The organism is Methylobacterium aquaticum (assembly GCF_016804325.1).
Lineage (GTDB): Bacteria > Pseudomonadota > Alphaproteobacteria > Rhizobiales > Beijerinckiaceae > Methylobacterium > Methylobacterium aquaticum_C.
The window spans coordinates 2,337,821-2,356,870 of the sequence record NZ_CP043627.1 but is presented as its reverse complement, the minus strand read 5'-3'; the positions used below and the strand labels follow the sequence as shown (position 1 = coordinate 2,356,870).

Annotated in this window: 6 protein-coding genes and 2 pseudogenes; 7 read left to right on the top strand and 1 reads right to left on the bottom strand. The window is 74.8% G+C overall.

What is annotated here, in order from left to right:
* Nucleotides 1-109: 109 nt before the first annotated feature.
* Together F1D61_RS34800 and F1D61_RS10530 are read left to right on the top strand one after the other, a co-directional pair.
* Nucleotides 110-11,134 (top strand): hypothetical protein, encoded by an 11,025-nt coding sequence (locus F1D61_RS34800; protein WP_203157793.1) that lies wholly within the window; start codon nucleotides 110-112, stop codon nucleotides 11,132-11,134.
* Between the two features lie 289 nt (nucleotides 11,135-11,423).
* The gene (locus tag F1D61_RS10530) at nucleotides 11,424-11,918 is read left to right on the top strand and encodes a hypothetical protein (RefSeq protein ID WP_203157792.1); all 495 of its coding nucleotides are present in this window, start codon (nucleotides 11,424-11,426) and stop codon (nucleotides 11,916-11,918) included.
* 206 nt (nucleotides 11,919-12,124) lie between these two features.
* Here the strand turns inward: F1D61_RS10530 and F1D61_RS10525 are convergent, their stop codons facing one another.
* Nucleotides 12,125-12,565 carry a DUF1489 family protein gene (locus F1D61_RS10525; RefSeq protein ID WP_203157791.1) on the bottom strand — a complete coding sequence of 147 codons (441 nt, stop codon included), beginning with the start codon at nucleotides 12,563-12,565 and terminating at the stop codon, nucleotides 12,125-12,127.
* 1,255 nt (nucleotides 12,566-13,820) lie between these two features.
* Here F1D61_RS10525 and F1D61_RS10515 point away from each other — a divergent pair.
* The 5 genes and pseudogenes from F1D61_RS10515 (at nucleotide 13,821) to F1D61_RS10495 (ending at nucleotide 19,018) form a co-directional block, all read left to right on the top strand.
* A pseudogene (locus F1D61_RS10515) lies at nucleotides 13,821-14,986 on the top strand (MFS transporter).
* Between the two features lie 154 nt (nucleotides 14,987-15,140).
* Nucleotides 15,141-16,223 (top strand): ABC transporter permease, encoded by a 1,083-nt coding sequence (locus F1D61_RS10510; protein WP_203157790.1) that lies wholly within the window; start codon nucleotides 15,141-15,143, stop codon nucleotides 16,221-16,223.
* Nucleotides 16,224-16,286: 63 nt separating this feature from the next.
* Nucleotides 16,287-17,035, top strand: a pseudogene (locus F1D61_RS10505) (ABC transporter ATP-binding protein); the annotation flags it as partial.
* Between the two features lie 184 nt (nucleotides 17,036-17,219).
* Nucleotides 17,220-18,299, top strand: a complete 1,080-nt coding sequence (locus F1D61_RS10500; RefSeq protein ID WP_203157789.1) for an MlaD family protein — start codon at nucleotides 17,220-17,222, stop codon at nucleotides 18,297-18,299.
* A 119-nt stretch (nucleotides 18,300-18,418) separates the two neighbouring features.
* Nucleotides 18,419-19,018: an ABC-type transport auxiliary lipoprotein family protein gene (locus F1D61_RS10495; protein ID WP_203157788.1), complete on the top strand. Its 600-nt coding sequence runs from the start codon at nucleotides 18,419-18,421 to the stop codon at nucleotides 19,016-19,018.
* Nucleotides 19,019-19,050 lie beyond the last annotated feature (32 nt).

Here is a 19,050-nt window from a genome sequence, read left to right as displayed (position 1 = left end):
TCGCGTCGGCTGGCGGCACGGCGCGGGTTTCGCGGGATCTTCGGGGATGATGCGGCGCGGCGGCCCTCGCGGGCTGCCCGGCGGCGTTCACGGCGTAACGGGGCGTTCGATGGCGACGGAAAAGAAGCTCAAGGATCCGGCGGAAGCGGCGCTGTCGGCGATTGAGCAGGCCCTGAACCTGGACCATCCGGCGGGGCCCGATCCCCGCTCGCCCGACGCCCGATCGATCGACACCCTCGACGGCAGCCGGGTCGAGCCGCGCCTGCCCGACGTGCACGATGCCGATCCCCTCTCCGATCCGCTGGCCAATGCCGGGCCCGCCCGCGAGCCGGGCTTCGACGGCAGCCCCCTGCCCGGTTCCCGCGACGGCCGCCGCGAGGGCGGGCTCCTGCGCGAGGGAGGGCTCCTGCCGCCCGACCGCTCCCTCGTCGCCAACGACGACCGCCGCAGCGTCGGGGCCCTGCAGCAGACCCTGCGCATCGAGCCGTCGCGCACCCCCTACGTCGTCGCGAGCCTCGCCGCCCTCGTCTGGCTCGCCGGCTTCACGGTCCTCGCCTGGATCCAGTCCGGCGGTGATCTCAGGGGCTTCGCCGCCGGGCTCGGCGGCCTCCAGGGCGCGGTCGGGGCCGCGGCCGTGCTCGCCCCGGTGATGCTGTTCTTCATCGCCGCGATGCTGGCGGTGCGCGCCCAGGAGATGCGCCACGTCGCCCGCGCGGTCGGCGAGGTCGCGATCCGGCTCGCCGAGCCCGAGGGCTTCTCCACCGACGCGGTCCTGACCATGTCCCAGGCGGTCCGCCGCGAGGTCGCGGCGGTCGGCGACGGCGTCGAGCGGGCGCTCGCCCGCGCCGGCGAGCTCGAGACCCTGGTGCGCGGCGAGATCTCGACCCTCGAGCGTGCCTATTCGGACAACGAGATCCGCATCCGCTCCCTCGTCGAGGAGCTGGTGACGCAGCGCGAATCGATCGTCGCCAATGCCGAGCGGGTCCGCGGCGCGATCCAGGGTTCGCACCAGAACCTGACCCAGGAGCTCGACACCGCGGCCGAGCGCATCGTCACGGCGGTGGACGGGGCCGGCGAGCGGGTCAGCGCGGCGCTCGGCGCCCGCGGCGACGCGATCACGACGGCGCTCGGCGAGCGCGGCGACGCGGTCACCGTGGCGCTCGCCGCCGCCGGCGACCGGGTGGTCGAGGCGGTGGCCGGCCGCGGCGACGACCTGGTCCAGCGCCTCGTCGCCACCAGCGAGACCGTGAAGGCCGATCTCGGCACCGTCGGCGATTCCCTGAGCCGGTCGCTCGAGACCCGCGCCGTCGAGGTCACGGAGGCGTTCGAGCGCACCGGCGGCCTCCTTACCCGGACGCTGGCCGAGAATGCCGGCACCGTCGCCCGCACCCTGGCGGAGACCGGCGCCGAGGTGATCGAGGCCCTCAACCGCGAGGGCGCGCAGGTCCGCGAGACCTTCGAGCGCTCGGCCCAGGGGCTGGAGGAGCGCTTCCTCGCCCGCGGCAGCGACCTCACCGAGCGCTTCGCCGAGACCGGCAGCGCCATCACCGAGCGCTTCGCCGCCTCCGGCAGCGCTATCGCGGCCCATATCTCGGATCGCGGCATCGCGCTGCGCGAGGAGATCGAGCAGGCCGGCAACGGCGTCGCCGCGGCGATCGAGACCCGGGCGGCGGCCGCGGAGGCGGGGCTGACCCGCGCCAGCGACGGCGTCATCACCGCCTTCGGCGAGCGCGCCACCAAGGTCCGCGACGATCTCTCGACGCTGGTCGAGGACGCCGCCCAGGCTCTGGGCGTGCGCGGCGCCGATCTCGCCTCCCGCATCGAGGAGACGATCGGGCGCGTCGAGGAGGTGCTGGTCGGCCAGGGCGGCAGCTTGGAGCGCAGCCTGGACCAGACCGGCGAACGCGTCGCCGCCCTGGTGACCGAGCGTACCGGCGAGGCCGAGGGCCGGATCGGCCAGGCGCTCGGCGCGCTGGCCGCCGCCTTCGAGGCCCGCAGCCGCGACCTGGCCGAGGGGCTCGACCGGCGCACCCAGGAGACGCAGGCCGCCCTGGCGCTCGCCGCCGACACCCTGCAGAGCGGCTTCGAGGCCCGCACCGCCGGCGCCGGCGAGGCCCTGCGCCGCACCGCGGACGAGATCGGGGCCGATCTCGACGCCCGTGCCGCCGCGCTGGCCGACCGCTTCCGGCAGGCCGCCGAGGCGGCCACCGGCCATGTCGGCGAGCAGGCCGAGACGGCCGCCGCATCCTTCGCCCGCGCCGCCGACGAAGCCGGCCGCTCCGTGGCGACCCGCACCCTGTCCCTCGACGAGACCCTGCGCGGCACGATCGAGCACCTGACCCGCCAGGCCGGCGACATGTCCGCGGCGATCGCCGCCGCCGCCGAGCAGGCGACCGGTCATTTCGATGCCCGCACCCTGGCTGCCGCCTCGGCCTTCGCCCGTGCGGCGGAGGAGGCCGGCCGTCTGGTCGCCGAGCGTGGCGAGAGCACCGACGCGGCCCTTCGCGGCACGGTCGAGCACCTGACGCGCCAGGCCGAGGACGTGACCGCCGCCCTCACGCTCGCCGCCGAGAGCGCCACCGGTGCCCTCGACGGGCGCACGGCGTCGGCCGCCGCCGCCTTCGTGGCCGCCGCCGCGGAGGCGAGCCGCCTGATCGGCGAGCGCACCGAGACCGCCGACGCCGCCCTGCGCACCGCGCTGGCGGGTCTGGCCGAGCGGGCCGAGGCGGCGGCTGCCGCCCTCACCGCGTCGGCGGACACGGTCGGCGACGCGCTGCAAGGCCGCTCGGCGGAAGCCGCCGAGATCATGCGCCGCGCCGCCGAGCAGGCGACCGGGGCGCTCGGCACCCGCACGGTCGAGGTCGCGCACATCTTCCGGCGTACCCTGGAGACCACCGGGGCCGAGCTCGATGCCCGCAGCCAGGCCGTGGCCGAGCTGTTCCAGAAGGCCACCCTCGCGACGACCGGCGAATTGGGCGCCCGCGCCGAGGAGGCCGCCGAGGTCCTGCGTCGCGCCGCCGAGACGGCGACCGGCGCGGTCGAGGCCCGCACGGCCGAGAGCGTCGAGGCGTTCCGGCAGGGCGCCGAGGAGGCGTCGGGTGCGCTGCAGGCGCGCCTGGCGGATGCCGCGTCGTCCTTCGCCCGGGTGGCGGAGGAAGCGGCGCAGGTGATCGGTCTGCGGGCCGGCGAGGCCGATACGGCGTTGCACGGCGCGGTGGTGGGCCTGGCGGGGCGGGCCGAGGAAGCCGCTCTCGCGATCGGTCGTGCCGCCGAGACGGCGACCGGCGCCCTCGACGAGCGCACGCTCGCGGCAACCACCGCCTTCGCTCGGGCCGCGGAAGCGGCCGGCCAGCTTGTGGCTGAGCGGGCGAGCCTGGCCGACGCGACCCTGCGGGGCGCCGTTGACGGCCTGGTCGAGCGGGCCGAGGAGGTCGCGTCCGCCATCGCCAATGCGGCCGAGACGGCGACCGGTCATTTCGATGCCCGCACGCTCGCGGCGGCCTCGGCCTTCGCCCGCGCGGCGGAAGAGGCCGGCCGCCTGGTCGCCGAACGCGGCGAGAGTACCGACGCGGCTCTTCGCGCCACGGTCGAGCACCTGACGCGCCAGGCCGAGGACGTGACCGCCGCCCTCGCGCTCGCCGCCGAGAGCGCCACCGGCGCCCTCGACGGGCGCACGGCCTCGGCCGCCGCCGCCTTCGTGGCCGCCGCCGAGGAGGCGAGCCGCCTGATCGGCGAGCGCACCGAGACCGCAGACGCCTCGCTGCGGACCGCTCTTGCCGGTCTGGCCGAGCGGGCCGAGGCGGCGGCTGCCGCCCTCACCTCGTCGGCCGACACGGTCGGGGACGCGCTGCAAGGCCGTTCGGCGGAAGCCGCCGAGATCATGCGCCGCGCCGCCGAGCAGGCGACCGGGGCGCTGGGCACCCGCACGGTCGAGGTCGCGCACATCTTCCGCCGCACCCTGGAGACCACCGGCGCCGAGCTCGATGCCCGCAGCCAGGACGCGGCCGAGCTGTTCCGGCAGGCCGCGACCGCGACGACCGGCGCTCTGGGCGCTCGCGCCGAAGAGGCCGCCGAGGTGCTGCGCCGCGCCGCCGAGACGGCGACGGGTGCGGTCGAGGCCCGCACGGCCGAGAGCGTCGAGGCGTTCCGCCAGGGCGCCGAGGAGGCGTCTGGTGCGCTCCAGGCGCGCCTGGCGGATGCCGCGTCGTCCTTCGCCCGGGTGGCGGAGGAAGCGGCGCAGGTGATCGGTCTGCGGGCCGGCGAGGCCGATACGGCGCTGCACGGCGCCGTGGTGGGCCTGGCGGGCCGGGCCGAGGAAGCCGCTCTCGCGATCGGTCGTGCCGCCGAGACGGCGACCGGCGCCCTCGACGAGCGCACGCTCGCGGCGACCACCGCCTTCGCGCGGGCTGCGGAAGCGGCGGGCCAGCTTGTGGCCGAGCGGGCGAGCCTGGCCGACGCGACCCTGCGGGGTGCCGTCGACGGCTTGGTCGAGCGGGCCGAGGAGGTCGCCTCCGCCATCGCCAACGCGGCCGAGACGGCGACCGGTCATTTCGATGCCCGCACGCTCGCGGCGGCCTCGGCCTTCGCCCGCGCGGCGGAGGAGGCCGGCCGCTTGGTCGCCGAACGCGGCGAGAGCACCGACGCGACCTTGCGCGCCACGGTCGAGCACCTGACGCGCCAGGCCGAGGACGTGACCGCCGCCCTTGCGCTCGCCGCCGAGAGCGCCACCGGTGCCCTCGACGGTCGCACGGCCTCGGCCGCCGCCGCCTTCGTAGCCGCCGCCGCGGAGGCGAGCCGCCTGATCGGCGAGCGCACCGAGACCGCCGACGCCGCCCTGCGGACGTCGCTCGCGGGTCTGGCCGAGCGGGCCGAGGCGGCCGCTGCCGCCCTCACTTCGTCGGCCGACACGGTCGGGGACGCGCTGCAAGGCCGCTCGGCGGAAGCCGCCGAGATCATGCGCCGCGCCGCCGAGCAGGCGACCGGGGCGCTGGGCACCCGCACGGTCGAGGTCGCGCACATCTTCCGGCGCACCCTGGAGACCACCGGGGCCGAACTCGATGCCCGCAGCCAGGACGCGGCCGAGCTGTTCCGGCAGGCTGCCACCGCGACGACCGGCGTGCTCGGCGCCCGCGCCGAAGAGGCCGCCGAGGTACTACGTCGCGCCGCCGAGACGGCGACGGGTGCAGTCGAGGCCCGCACGGCCGAGAGCGTCGAGGCGTTCCGCCAGGGCGCCGAGGAGGCGTCTGGCGCGCTCCAGGCGCGCCTGGCGGATGCCGCCTCGTCCTTCGCCCGGGTGGCGGAGGAGGCGGCGCAGGTGATCGGTCTGCGGGCCGGCGAGGCCGATACGGCCCTCCACGGCGCCGTGGTGGGCCTGGCGGGCCGGGCCGAGGAAGCCGCTCTCGCGATCGGTCGTGCCGCCGAGACGGCGACCGGTGCCCTCGACGAGCGGACGCTGGCGGCGACCTCCGCCTTCGCGCGGGCTGCGGAAGCGGCGGGCCAGTTGGTGGCCGAGCGCGCGAGCCTGGCCGACGCGACCCTGCGGGGCGCCGTCGACGGCCTGGTCGAGCGGGCCGAGGAGGTCGCCGCGGCGATCACGGCCGCGGCCGAGCACGCGACCGGGCAGGTCGATGCCCGCACGCTCGCGGCCACCGCGTCCTTCGCGCAAGCGGCCGATGCCGCCGGACGCCTGTTCGGCGACCGGGCGAAGGCGGTCGATTCGTCCCTCCGGGACGCCGTCGACGGCCTGGCCGAGCGCGCCGAGGCCATCGCCTCCGCGATCGCGGCGGCCGCCGAGCAGGCGACCGGGCATGTCGATGCCCGCACCCTGGCAGCGGCCTCGTCCTTCGCCCGCGCCGCGGAAGAGGCCGGCCGCCTGGTGGCCGAGCGGACCGAGACCACGGACGCCACCTTGCGCGGCGCGGTCGAGCATCTGGCGCGCCAGGCTGAGGACGTGTCGGCGGCCCTCGCGCTCGCCGCGGAATCCGCCACCGGCGCCCTCGATACCCGCCTCGCCGAGGTCGGCTCCGCCTTCGAGGGCAACAGCCGTGCGCTGACCGACATGATCGGCCGGCACGCCGAGGAGACCCAGACCCGCCTCGCCGCGACCGGCCGCGACATCGTCGTGGCGGTGGCGAGCCAGGGTGCCCGGGTCAACGATGCCCTCGACAAGACCGGCACCGCGCTCGCCAGCGCCGCCGAGAACGGTGGCCGCGCCATCGACGAGGTGCTGACCAGCCGCCTCGCGGCGCTCCAGGACACGATCGCCCGCGGCGACATCCTGGCCGACCGCATCTCGCGCGACACCCACCACCTCACCGAGAGCGTGTCGGGGCGCCTGGAGGAGATGGACCGCCTCATCACGGTCCAGGGCCGCGCCGTGGCCGAGACCATCGCCGAGCGCACCCGCGAGGCCCGCGAGGCCGTCGAGGCCCAGCTCGGCGCCCTCGAGGACCGCTCGGCCAAGCGCACCGCCGAGATCGGCGCCACCTTCAGCACCATGGTGGCCCATGTCGACCAGCATATCGGCGCCCGCGCCACGGCGCTGAACGAGGCCCTGATCGTGCGGGCCGGCGAGATGGCCCGGGTGATGGCCGAGGGCGGCCGCGAGGTCGCCCAGGCCCTCGACGGCCGCGCCGACGAGCTCGCCCGCGCCATCACCGCCCGCAGCCAGGCGATGAGCGACACCCTGACCGCCCGCGTCGGCGAGATCGGCGACGAGCTCGGCCGCCGCACCGAGGAGCTGACCCGCTCCCTCGATGCCGGCGCCGCCCGCTTCGACGAGCGGGTCATCGCCCGCCTCGAAGGCCTGGCCCAGGCCCTCGACGAGCGCGGCCGCGTCGTGGAAGAAACCTTCGGCCTCAAGGCCGAGGAGGCCCTGGCCCTGATCGAGAGCCGCACCCGCCGGCTCGACGAGGAGCTGGGCGCCCGCACCCGCGAGCTGGTCACCTTCGTGGAGAACCACAGCGGCGAGGCGAGCCGCGACCTCGCCCAGCGGGCCGAGGCGATCCGCGCCGCCTTCGAGGGCCGCAGCGAGAGCCTGGCGCGCCTCGTCGACGAGCGCACCGCGGCGCTGGCCGGGGAGATCGACGCCCGTGGCCAGGCGGTGGTCGGCGCGCTCGCCGGCCGCATCACCGAGCTGGCGCGGCTGTTCGACCGCGGCGGCAACGCGCTGTCCGACCTCATCGGCCAGCGCGGCGAGACGCTGCTCGGCCGGCTGCGCGAGACCATCGAGGAGGCCGACCGGGTGCTCGACGAGGGCACGGGCCGGCTCGGCACCGCCCTGGGCGACCGCGGCACGGCGCTCGCTTCCCTGCTCGACGAGCAGGCCGCCTCCCTGCGCGGTCTCCTCGATGGCCGCTCGGCGGCTTTGCAATCCGGCTTCGACGACCGGATCCGCGCCCTGCACGACGCGCTGGAGCAGCGCGCCGACGCGGTGCGCCGCCTGCTCGACGATCAAGCCGGCACCCTCGGGGCCGTGCTGGACGATCGGGTCGGCACCCTGCGCGGCGTGATCGCCGAAGGCGGCGACGCCCTCGCCGCCACCCTGGAGGAGCGGGTCGGCCACGCGGTCGGCACCCTGGATGCCCGCACCCGCGACCTGTCGGGCCTGTTCGACGACCGCCTCGCCGCCCTCGACCACCTGGTCGAGAGCCGCGGCGCCGCCTTCGCCGAGGCGGTGGAGGCCCGTGCCCAGGCGCTCGCCGGGATGCTCGATGCCCGCACCGACGCCTTCGCCCGCGCGGCGCAGGCCGGCGGCACCCAGCTGTCGGGCCGCGTCGACGCCGCGCTCCGCGACCTCGACGGCCTGATCGAGGCCCGCGCCCAGGCGCTCGAGACCAGTCTCGACCGTCGCGGCGAGGCCCTGGCGGGCCTGATCGCGGCACGGAGCGAGGAGGCCGCCGGCCTGCTCGAATCCCGCGTCGCGACGCTGGGTGATGCCGTGTCGCGCAGCGCCCAGGCCGTCTCCGGCCTCCTCTCCGAGCGCCAGGCCGGCCTCGGCGACGCCCTCGACGGGCAGCGGACGGCTCTGGCCCAGACCCTCGACCATCGCGTCGAGGCCCTGGCGGCCCTGCTGCGCGAGCGCGAGGACGCCATCGCCGGCACGATCGAGCAGGGCGGCGGCAACCTGGTGCGGCTGATCGACGGCCGCCAGCGGGCGCTGGCCGAGCTGACCGGCGCCGGCGACGTGCTGGCCCGCCGGGTGCAGGAGCGCATCGACGTGCTGGCCACGACGATCCGCAGCGGCGGCGACGCGCTCGCCGGCCTGCTCGACTCGCGCAACAGCGACCTCGCCGAGACCTTCGACGATCGCGGCACGGCGCTCACCGCCCTGCTCGATGCCCGCGTGGCCGAGCTGTCCGGGGCCCTCGAGCGCAGCCGCGCCGCCCTCGATGCGGTGCTCGGCGGGCAGGTCGAGCTCATGGCCCGGACCCTCGATGGCGGCGGGGCGGCCCTGGCCGAGCGGCTGCGGGCGAGCGTGGACGCGCTCGGCGGCACCGTCGAGGAGCGGGCCGCGGCCTTCGGGATGCTGGTCGACGCCAAGGCGGCGGAGCTCGCCGCCCTGATGCAGGCCCGCACCGAGGCCCTGTCGGGCAGCGTCGACGAGCGCTCGGCCGCCTTCACGGCCCGGATCGACGGCCGGATGCGCGCCTTCGCGGCCCTGGTGGCCGCCCGTGGCGAAGCCCTGGCCGACGCCTTCGACGACCGCAGCGACGCCTACGCGGCCCTCGTCGATGCCCGCACGGCGGCGCTCACCGCGGCTCTCGACGAGCGGGTGGCGAGCCTGCACGGCGCCATGGACGAGCGCTCCGCGGCTCTGGCCGCGGCGGTGGACGAGCGCAGCGCCCAGCTCAGCTCCGGCTTCGACCGCCGGGCGGCGGCCTTCGCGGCGCTGATCGACCAGCGCAGCACCACCCTCACCCGGGCGCTCGCCGAGACCGCCCGCGACCTGACCCAGACCATCGACGGGCGCGGCAACGAGCTGAATCGCGGCCTCGCCGAGCGGGTCGAGACCCTGCGCCAGATCGTCGACGAGCGCGGCGGCTCCCTGAGCAAGACCCTCGAGGCGACCACCGCCTCGCTGCAGCGGACGATCGACCAGCGCGGCGGCGCCCTGGTGGCGGCGCTCGCCGCAAGCGGCGAGACCGTCGAGGGGCTCGACCGCCAGGTGGCGCAGTTGCGCGACCTCGTCGAGGGCCCCGGCAGCGAGCTGGTGAGCGTGCTCGCCCAGCGCAGCGAGGCGCTGGAGCGGGCGGTGACCGAGGGCGTGGGCGGCGCCGTGGCGGTGCTCGGCGAACGGGCCGAGACGCTGGCGGCCCTGTCCTCCGAGGCGGCCGAGACCCTGCGCCGGGCGGCCGACCAGGGCGCGGCCCGGGCGGTCGAGGCCCTGACGACGGTCAACCAGCGCGTCGGAGCCGAGCTCGGCGGCCTGATCGGCCGCATCGAGGGGGCTTGCGGTGCCCTCCAGGACCTCATCGGCAAGTCCGGCGAGAACCTGTCGGCGATCGAGGGCGGGCTGTCCGGCCAGGTCCAGGAGATCCAGTCGGCCCTGGCCGAGATCGCCGCGGAGACGGGCAAGGCCTCCGACCGGGTCGCCGAGCAGGTCGGCGCGCTCCAGGGCGCGGCGACGGGAGCGCTGCGCCAGGCCACCGGCCTCGCGGCGACGCTCGACGCCCGCGGCAAGGCGCTCACCGAGACCGCCCGCCAGCATATCGGCGACCTGACGGCGGCCGCCGGGGCGCTCGAGGGCGCCGAGGGCCGGGTCAACGCCTCGCTCGGCGAGCGCAGGGCCGAGATTGACGCGCTGCTCGGCAGCATCGACGCCCGCTCGGCGGCGCTCGCCGCCGCCACGGAGGGCGTCGGCGCCCGGGTCGAGGCGACGCTCAAGACCATCGAGGCCCGCACCCAGGCGCTCGGCCGCGAGATCGAGACCAGCGCCCGCCAGGCCGGCAGCGCCGTCACGGAGGCGTTCGAGCGCCTGCGCGCCGGCACCGGCCAGGAGGGCGAGCGGGCGGCCGAGACGGTCCGCCAGGCGGTGGCCGGCGCCTCGGGCGAGATGCGCGAGGCCTTCGGCGACGCCGCCGAGCGCTTCCAGGGCACGGTGGATTCCATGCGCGGCATGGCGACCGAGATCCGCCGCACCCTGGAGGAGATCCGCGGCGACCTGCAGCGCGGCGTGGTCAGCATCCCGCAGGAGGCGCAGGACGCCACCGGCGAGATGCGCCGGGTGGTGGCCGAGCAGATCAAGGCCCTGAACGAGCTCTCGGCCCTGGTCCAGCGCTCGCCCCGCGCGGTCGATGTGGCACAGCCCTCGGCGCAGCCCCGCGCCGCGGAAGCGGGCCGTCCGGCCGCCGCGGTCCAGGCGCCCGCGAGCCAGAAGCCGCAGGCCCAGGTCCGGGCCCAAGTCCAGGCTCCTACCCAGGCCCCTGCCCAGGCTCCCGCCGCCAAGCCGTCGGCGCCCGCGCCGTCGGTGCAGAAGCCTGCGGCTCCGGCTCCCGTGACCCCTGCGGCCGCAGTCCCGGCGCAGGCCCGACCGGCGCAGGGGCCGGCCCGCCCGGCCGCACCGCAGGCCGCGAACCGGTCCGCCGCTGACGCGCGTCGCGACGCCGCCCTCCCCCGCGCCGGGTCCGGCGGGTGGCTCTCCGACCTCCTCAGCCGCGCCTCGCAGGAGGACGAGGATCAGGCGCCGGTGGCCGGCAAGGCGGTGGCCAAGGCCGACCCGGGCAAGGCCGACCCTGGCAAGGCCGGCCAGGTCAAGTCCGACCCGGTCACCGATGCCGATCGGGCCGGGGCGGCGGCGATCGACTCGATTTCCAGCAACATCGCCCGGATGATCGAGCACCCCGCCGCGGTGGACCTGTGGGAGCGCTACCGGCGCGGCGAGCCCGACCTGTTCACCCGCCGCCTCTACACGGCGGAGGGCCAGAAGACCTTCGACGAGATCCGCCGCCGCTACCGCGCCGAGCCGGATTTCCGCCGGACCGTCGATCACTACGTGCGGGAATTCGAGCGCCTGCTCGGCGAGGTCTCCCGCGCCGACAAGGACCCGCGCCGGGCCAACGCCTACCTCACCTCGGAGAGCGGCAAGGTCTACACGATGCTGGCCCATGCCAGCGGGCGGTTCGAGGGGGCGTGAGCCTCGCCGAACACCTCGCTCTGACGTGACGAAGGCCTCTCCGGTCGAGCAGACCGGGGAGGCCTTCTTCGTTCGGGGGACGGCGTCTCTGCTCCGACGATCCTGGCGGATGACGAAGGGTAACCATCGCCTGTTCGTTGCATGACGGAGTTTTCATGATGCTGGCGCGCAACGTCGCCGGGGGCGGACACGTTCTTCGACCACGAGATCATCGGATCGCCTGCCGGATCATTGTCCCTTGGGTGATCCAGCGACCGACGCGGTCCTTCCCATCGCGTGAGGAGATGTCATGAGCATTCGATCCCGCCTCCCCTCCCTGGCCCTGGCCGGCCTCATGGTCCTCGCGGCATGGCCGGCGGCCGCCGACGGTCTCGCCTGCCCGGGCAACGGCAAGGGGGCGCCGGACGGGCCGCTCTTCGAGGCCATCGCCAAGCCGGGCGCCGCCGCCGGATCGAACCCCGATCTCCGCGTCGCGGTGCAGCGCCTGCGGGGCGAGGGCCTGTCGAACGGGGCTATCATCGACCACGCGGTCGCGTCCTACTGCCCGGTGGTCGACCGCGATGCGAGCCTGACGCTGCCGCAGAAGCAATCGGCCCTGCGCAGCTTCGCCGCGCAAGTGACGACCCTCGTCTACGAACCGGCCCAGGACGCGACGCGGATCCTCGTCACCGTGCCGGTCTCGACCGCGCTCTCCGACCAGATCGACGCTGCGGCGGCCAAGGCCAAGCAGACCCGCGACGCCTGGATCGTCAAGACGCTGGAGGCGGGGGTCGGCGGGCGCTGAGAGTCTGCTCGATCAATCTTTGTAGAGCTTCAGCCCTCCGCGCCAGTCCAGGCACCGCTTTCGCGGTCTCGGGCTGACGTGGTCAAATCGAGATGAGTGGGTTCTGGCCAAACAGCTTGTTGATGTAGGCGCTTGTCCTTGGGGGTTGCAAGCCGCTACATCAATCCGGGGTGAAAGCCGAGAACATCTCCCGGCAGCCCGCCCCGTCAGAGCAACCCCAACGCCGCCAGCTCCCGCCGCATCGTCTCCGGCATCGCCGCGAGGTCGCCGGCGGCGTGGCGGGAAATGTCGCGCGGGGCGTCCTTGGGGGCGAGGTAGCGCCAGCCCTGGAACGCCCGGCAGGGCCGGGGCTCGACCGGGGTGACCTCCGGGTCGAGGACCAGGCGGCAGCGGCCGACGCCGTCGGCATCGGTGAAGGGGCGGATCGCCAGCACCGGCTGGCGGCAGGCGATCTGGCCGCGGATCACCCAGTAGAGCGAGCCCGCGCCGACGATCTCGTCGCCGCGCTTCGGCACCATGCGGGTGATGTGGGCCTGCTCGTGCGGGCGGCCCAGCCGCGTCGCCTCGGCCCGGCGGGCGGCGATCCACTCCTCGAGGTCGGCGATGGAGTCGCAGCCGACGCAGAGCTTGAGGAGGTTCAGGGACATCGCGGCCAGGAGTGGAGGTTGAAAAGGAGGCGGGCTCCCTGCGGGGCAATGGTGGCGCCGCGAGGGCGTTCGCCCCGCGCCGTGACGCCGCGCCTCAGGTGAAGCGGGCGATCTTCTCGTCGACGGCGAGGTCGTCGATCTCCGCGAAGGCATCCTCCAGCGCCATCGCGTCGTCGGCCATGGCCGCCGGCTCCTCGCGGATCGGCTCGCGGACCGGCACGAAGGCGATGTCGTCGTCGGGCATGGCCGGCTCGACCAGGCGCAGGCGCGGCGCCGGCTCCTCGCCCGGGACCGGCCGTCATCCTTGCCGGTGGCCACGATCTGGTCGACGTCGTTCTGGTCGAGGGTGGTCTGCGGCACCTCGGCCCTTTGCGCGGCCGGGGCCGGCGGGTCGTCCTCGCTGGCCCAGATCTCGATCATCGCGGTCAGGCGCTGCTCGAGGTAGCGCAGGGTGTTGACGATGCGGCTGGTGCGCTGCGCCGTCAGGTCCTGGAACGAGCAGGCGGTGTAGATCTGGGTGGCGTTCTGGTCGAGGCGGTCGCAGACGCTGCTGTCGGCCCCGGTCTCGCGCAGGGTCCAGGCGACCTCCTGCACCTCCTCGGCGGCCTGGAGGATGTCGGAGGTGGCGCGCTCGGTGGTGCGCACGATGCCGTCCAGCGCCTCGGAGGCGGCGCCGAGCTGGCTCTGGTCCTGGTCGGGGGTGTGGATCGCCGCGATCTCGGATTTGGTCCGGCTGATCGCCTTGGCCATCTCGATCAGGTCGAAGCGCAGGCGCTCCATCCCGGAGGGCCCGCGATCGCCGACCACCGCGTTCTCGAGCCGGCCGATGGCGTGGAGCAGCACGTCGGTGTCAGCCGAGCGGTTGCGCTTGGCGTATTCGCTCAGGAACCAGCGCCCCCGCGCCGTTTCCAGCATCGCACCCTCGATGACGTCGTACTCCTCCCGCGGAGCGGGGAGCGAAGGGGTCCCGACCATCTCACCTGCCCTGTCATACGCTTTCCGGTTGATCGCTTCGCGATGCGGAAAGCGGCTTCGCTCAAGCGCCGCACGGGCTGATGAGACGGTCTCCGGAAGATTCCTTCCGGAGACCGTCTCATCGCCGGGCCGAGGCGTCGGCACGGCGGTGTCGCCCGGAGGCGTGTCTGTCTTCACGCTTGACATCCCGGCGTTAACGGCCGCTTACGCCAGGCCCGCCCCTGGCGGACTGATTCGGTCCGCCCCGGCCTCCTTCGCCCCCACAAGCCCCGACATCCCCGTGCCGCCCTCCCCGCTCCCCCTCGGCGACGGTCCGCGCCTTGCCCTGCTCTACGCGGCGGTATTCGCCGGCATCGGCGTGGCGATGCCGTTCATGCCGCTCTGGCTGTCCGGCCTCGGCCTCGGGCCGGAGCTGATCGGCGCGCTCGTCGCCCTGCCGATCCTGGTGCGGATCGCCGTCACGGCACCGCTCCTCGGCCTGATCGATCGCGGCGTTCCGGCGCGCCGGCTCATGGTCGCCGGCAGCCTCGGGCTTGCCGCGACCTACGCGCTGATGCCGGCCTCCGCCTCCCTCGGGTGGCCGGTCCTGGCGGCGATCATCGCCCTCAACGCCGTCGGCGGCGCGCCTCTCGTGCCGTCCCTCGATTACCAGAGCCTCGCCGCCGTGCGGCGCGATCCGCGCCTCGACTACGCCCGGATCCGGCTGGGCGGCTCCCTCGGCTTCCTGGCGGCGAGCCTCCTCGGCGGGTGGCTGCTCGGGATCATGGGGACCGGCAGCATCCCGGGCTTTCTGGCCGGGCTTGAACTGGCCTCGGCCTGCGCCGCCGCCCTCCTGCTCCGCCGGGCGGAAGGCGGTCCGCCGCGTCCCCGCAAAGCCGGACGGATGCACCTGCCGCCGGCCCTGTGGCTCGCCATCGCGGCCGGCGCGGCGATCCAGGCGAGCCACGCGGCGGTCTACGCCTTCGGCTCGATCCACTGGGTCGGCCTCGGCCTGGCGCCGGCGACGACGGGCCTCGCCTGGGGCGTCGGCGTCGTCGCCGAGATCGCGTTCTTCGCCCTCGTCGGCCGCATTCCCGCTCTCCGCGACGCGCCGTTCCGGCTCCTCGGGCTCGGGGCCGTCGCCGCGCTCCTGCGCTGGGCGGGGCTTCTGGCGGTGTCCGGCCTGCCGGCCCTGGTGGTGCCGCTCCAGGCCCTGCACGGCCTGACCTTCGGGCGACGCAGCTCGGCGCCATGGCGGCCCTGTCGCGGCTCGCCCCCGAAGGCGGGCGCGGCGCGGCGCAAGGGGTCTACGCGGCCTGCGCCGCCCTCGCCTCGGCCTCCGCCACCCTGGCGAGCGGGGCGGCCTACCGGGCCGGCGGCGGCGCCTTCGCCTTCGGTCTGATGCTGCCGGTGGCAGGCCTCGGCCTCGTCCTGACGCTCGCCGCGGCGCGGGCCGCTCGCCGCTGAGTTGCGGCGCGCGCGCCATAGTTTGCGAATTGTTAGCATGACGGGGTATAGGACCGGCCCGAGGGGATTCTTTTCAGGCGAACGAGGGAGGCCGGCCCGTGCCGACCGCACCCATCACGCGGGGGCCGATCCGGCCCGCGTCGCGGTCGAGCGCATGCGCGACGGCGTCGCCGCGCGCCTCGCCGGCCGCTGGACCGCCGACCAGGCCCCTGCCGTCGAGGCCGCCGCGGCGGAGATCGTCGCAGCCGGCGCACCCGTCGTCATCGATCTCTCCGGCCTCGCCCGCCTCGACACCCTCGGTGCCTGGGTGCTGGAGCGGACCCGCGCTGCCTTGCCCGCCGGCACCGCCTATGCGGGCGCCTCCCCCGAGCACCTGATCCTCCTGCGCGAGGTCGCGTATCGCGAGGCCGCGCCCAGCCCGCGGCGCCGGCGCTTCCACCCCCTCGATCCGCTGGCGAGCTTAGGGTCCGGGGTCCGCAGCCTCGGCAGCCAGGGCCTGGCCGGCCTCGCCTTCCTGGGCGAGGTGGTGGCGGGCTGCCTGCGGGTGCTCGCCCGCCCGCGCAGCTTCCGCGGCCCGGCGCTGATCAACCAGATCGAGCAGATCGCCCTTCGCGGCGCGCCGATCATCATGTTGATCTCGTTCCTCGTCGGCTGCATCGTCACCCAGCAGGGCATCATCCAGCTCCAGCGCTTCGGCGCCCAGAGCTACGTCGTCAACATGATCGGCATCCTGACCCTGCGCGAGCTCGGGGTCCTGCTGACCTCGATCATGGTGGCGGGGCGCTCCGGCTCGGCCTTCACGGCGGAGATCGGCTCGATGCGGATGCGCGAGGAGGTCGATGCCCTGCGGGTCATGGGCCTCGATCCGATCGAGATCCTGATCGTCCCGCGCATCCTCGCCCTGATGCTCGCCCTGCCGCTGCTCGCCTTCCTGGCCGACCTCGCGGCGCTCGCCGGCGGCGCCTTCACGTCGTTCCTCTATGGCGGCCTGTCGCTCGAGGCGTTCACCTTCCGGCTCCAGAACGCGATCGGCTTCCGCCACCTCGTCATCGGGTTGATCAAGGCGCCGTTCATGGCGCTCATCATCGGCATCATCGCCTCGGTCGAGGGGTTCATGGTCGAGGGGTCGGCCGAATCGCTCGGCCGCCACGTCACCGCCTCAGTCGTCAAGTCAATCTTCATGGTCATCGTCCTCGATGGACTCTTCGCGGTGTTCTTCGCGGCCATCGATTTCTGAACGAGGCGGCCTCGACCCTTGATCACGAGCCCCACCCACCCCGCCCTTGCGAGCCGCGACGCGATCATCCGCGTGCGCGACCTCGTGGTCGCGTTCGGCGACCGCACGGTGCTCAAGGGCCTCAACCTCGACATCCGCCGGGGCGAGATCCTGGGTTTCGTCGGGCCGTCCGGCCAGGGCAAGTCGGTGCTCACCCGCACCCTGCTCGGCCTGGTGCCGAAGCGGTCGGGCACGATCGAGGTGTTCGGCGAGGACGTCGACCGCCTGAGCCTCGCCCAGCGCCGGGTGATCGAGCGGCGCTGGGGCGTGCTGTTCCAGCAGGGCGCGCTGTTCTCGGCGCTCACCGTCAAGCAGAACATCCAGGTGCCGATGCGCGAGCACCTGGCGCTCTCCGAGCGACTGCTCGATGAATTCGCCCGGCTCAAGATCGAGATGGTGGGCTTGAAGCCCGACGCCGCCGACAAGCTGCCCTCCGAGCTCTCCGGCGGGATGATCAAACGCGCGGCGCTCGCCCGCGCGCTCGCCCTCGACCGGAGGTGCTGTTTCTCGACGAGCCGACCTCCGGCCTCGACCCGATCGGCGCCGGCGAGTTCGACGAGCTGGTGGCGACGCTCCAGCGCACGCTGGGACTGACGGTGTTCATGGTCACCCACGACCTCGACAGCCTCTACACCGCCTGCGACCGCATCGCGGCCCTCGGCGACGGCCAGATCATCGCCGAGGGGCCGATCGACGCCATGCTGGCCTCCGATCATCCGTGGCTGCGCTCCTACTTCCACGGCAAGCGCGCCCGCTCGATCGTCGTGCCGGAGATGTCCCCGACATCCGGCGCGGTTTCATCCCCCGGTCTCGCGGGGGGCTCGCCTGATGTGCGCTCCCGCACCCGCCGGCCGTCCGGCCTCGCTTACGCTCGGTAGACGAGGCCATGCCACTGGGGCCGCTCCCGGGCCTTCCCTCCTGCCCTTCGCCCCGCACGCGCACGGAAACCGTTAAGGCATGGAAACCCGCGCCAACAACGTCCTGATCGGGGCCTTCACCCTGGCGGTGATCGCGCTCGGCTTCGCCTTCGCCTTCTGGCTGCGCGGCTCCTCGTCGAACCAGGCCCGGATGCCGGTGCGCATCGTGTTCTCGGGCGGCGTCGGGGGGCTGGCCAAGGGGGCGGTGGTCACCTTCAACGGCATCCGGGTCGGCGAGGCGACCGACGTGCGGCTGCTGCCGCAGGACCCGCGCCGGGTGACGGCGATCGTGGAGGTCAACCGCGGCACGCCCCTGCGGGCCGATACCCGCGCCCGCCTCGACATGACGATGCTGACCGGCGTCGCCTCGATCGCGCTCGCCGGCGGCAGCGCCGACGCGCCGCCGCTCGCCCCGACCAACAACGATCCGGTCCCGACGATCTTCGCCGACGCCTCCGACATCCAGGACCTGATGGCGGCGGCCCGCACCATCGCGCAGCGCGCCGACGACATGCTCCAGCGCCTCGACCGGGTGGTTGCCGGCAACGAGGGCGCGATCAACCGCACGCTCGCCAATGTCGAGCGGTTCTCCAAGACGCTCGGCGACAGCGCGCCGGCCCTCGACGCCCTGACCAAGGCGGTGGACGGGCGCAAGCTCGCCAGCCTGGTCGACAATGCCGACAAGTTCTCCGCGGCGCTCGCCGCCGCCTCGCCGGACATGCAGGCGGGCGTTCACGATGCGCGGGCGCTGGCGGGCAAGCTCAACGCCTCCGCCGACCGGCTCGACGCGGTGCTGAAGGGCGCGGAGGGCTTCCTCGGCTCGGCCTCGGGGGATGCCGGCAAGAGCACCTTCGCGGAGGTGCGCGAGGCCGCGATCTCGATCCGCGAGGCGGGCCGCGCCTTCCGCACCATGTCGGAGAACCTCGACAAGCGCACCGCCACCCTGACCTCGAGCGTCAGCCGTCTCAGCGGCGCCGGCCGGCGCGAGGTCCAGACCCTCTCGACCGACGGCCAGCGCACCCTCAACAGCCTCAACAGCGCCGTGCGCAAGATCGAGCGCGACCCGTCCCAGGTGATCTTCGGCGGCAAGCCGTCGTTGCCCGAATACAACGGTCGCTGACCATGTTGCAGTGCGGCCTCGCGGCGGTTGCAGCGCTGCGCCCGGCCGGGCGTTGTCCCCCCATCTCTGGTCAAGCTTCCGGGCCCGTCCCGGCCCCGCCTTCCGGTCCCTCCGCTCCCATGCTCCTCAAGGCCCCTTCCCCGCGCCGCGCTCCCGGTTTTCTCGCTGCCGGACTCGCCCTTGTCCTCGGCGCCTGCGGCAGCGGCGCCGTGCCGGCCACCTTCGACCTCACCGCCCTGCCGGGGGCGGCGCGCAGCGGTGCGGCGCGGCGCTCGATCGTGGTGGCGGAGCCGGTCGGGCTCCAGCCCTTCGAGGCCGACCGGATCATCGTGCGCGCGCCCGGCGGGTCGGTGTCCTTCCTCGGCGGCGGCCAATGGGCCGACCGGCTGCCGCGGCTCGTCCAGACCCGGCTGATCCAGAGCCTCGAGAACGCCAACCGGCTGAAATCCGTGAGCCGCCCGGGCGACAAGGTCGCGGCGGACACGATCCTGATCACCGAGTTGCGCGCCTTCGACATCAATGCCGGCACCCGCGAGGCGGTGGTCGATCTCTCGGCCAAGCTGGTCCAGGACAGCACCGGCACGGTGGTGGCCGCCAAGGTGTTCCAGGCCCGCGTCCCGGTGACGGAGGTGAGCGCCCCGGTGGCGGCGAACGGGCTGGATCGGGCCTTGTCGATGGTGCTGGCGGATCTGGTGCGGTGGATCAACGCCGGGGGATGACGTAGCCTTGCGACGTTGAAACGAGTCGTGGT

Coding starts and splice junctions, on each gene's coding strand:
- F1D61_RS10525 (WP_203157791.1), bottom strand. CDS start 12,565: ATGTCCCTGAACCTCCTCAAGCTCTGCGTCGGCTGCGACTCCATCGCC.
- F1D61_RS10500 (WP_203157789.1), top strand. CDS start 17,220: ATGGAAACCCGCGCCAACAACGTCCTGATCGGGGCCTTCACCCTGGCG.
- F1D61_RS34800 (WP_203157793.1), top strand. CDS start 110: ATGGCGACGGAAAAGAAGCTCAAGGATCCGGCGGAAGCGGCGCTGTCG.
- F1D61_RS10510 (WP_203157790.1), top strand. CDS start 15,141: ATGCGCGACGGCGTCGCCGCGCGCCTCGCCGGCCGCTGGACCGCCGAC.
- F1D61_RS10530 (WP_203157792.1), top strand. CDS start 11,424: ATGAGCATTCGATCCCGCCTCCCCTCCCTGGCCCTGGCCGGCCTCATG.
- F1D61_RS10495 (WP_203157788.1), top strand. CDS start 18,419: ATGCTCCTCAAGGCCCCTTCCCCGCGCCGCGCTCCCGGTTTTCTCGCT.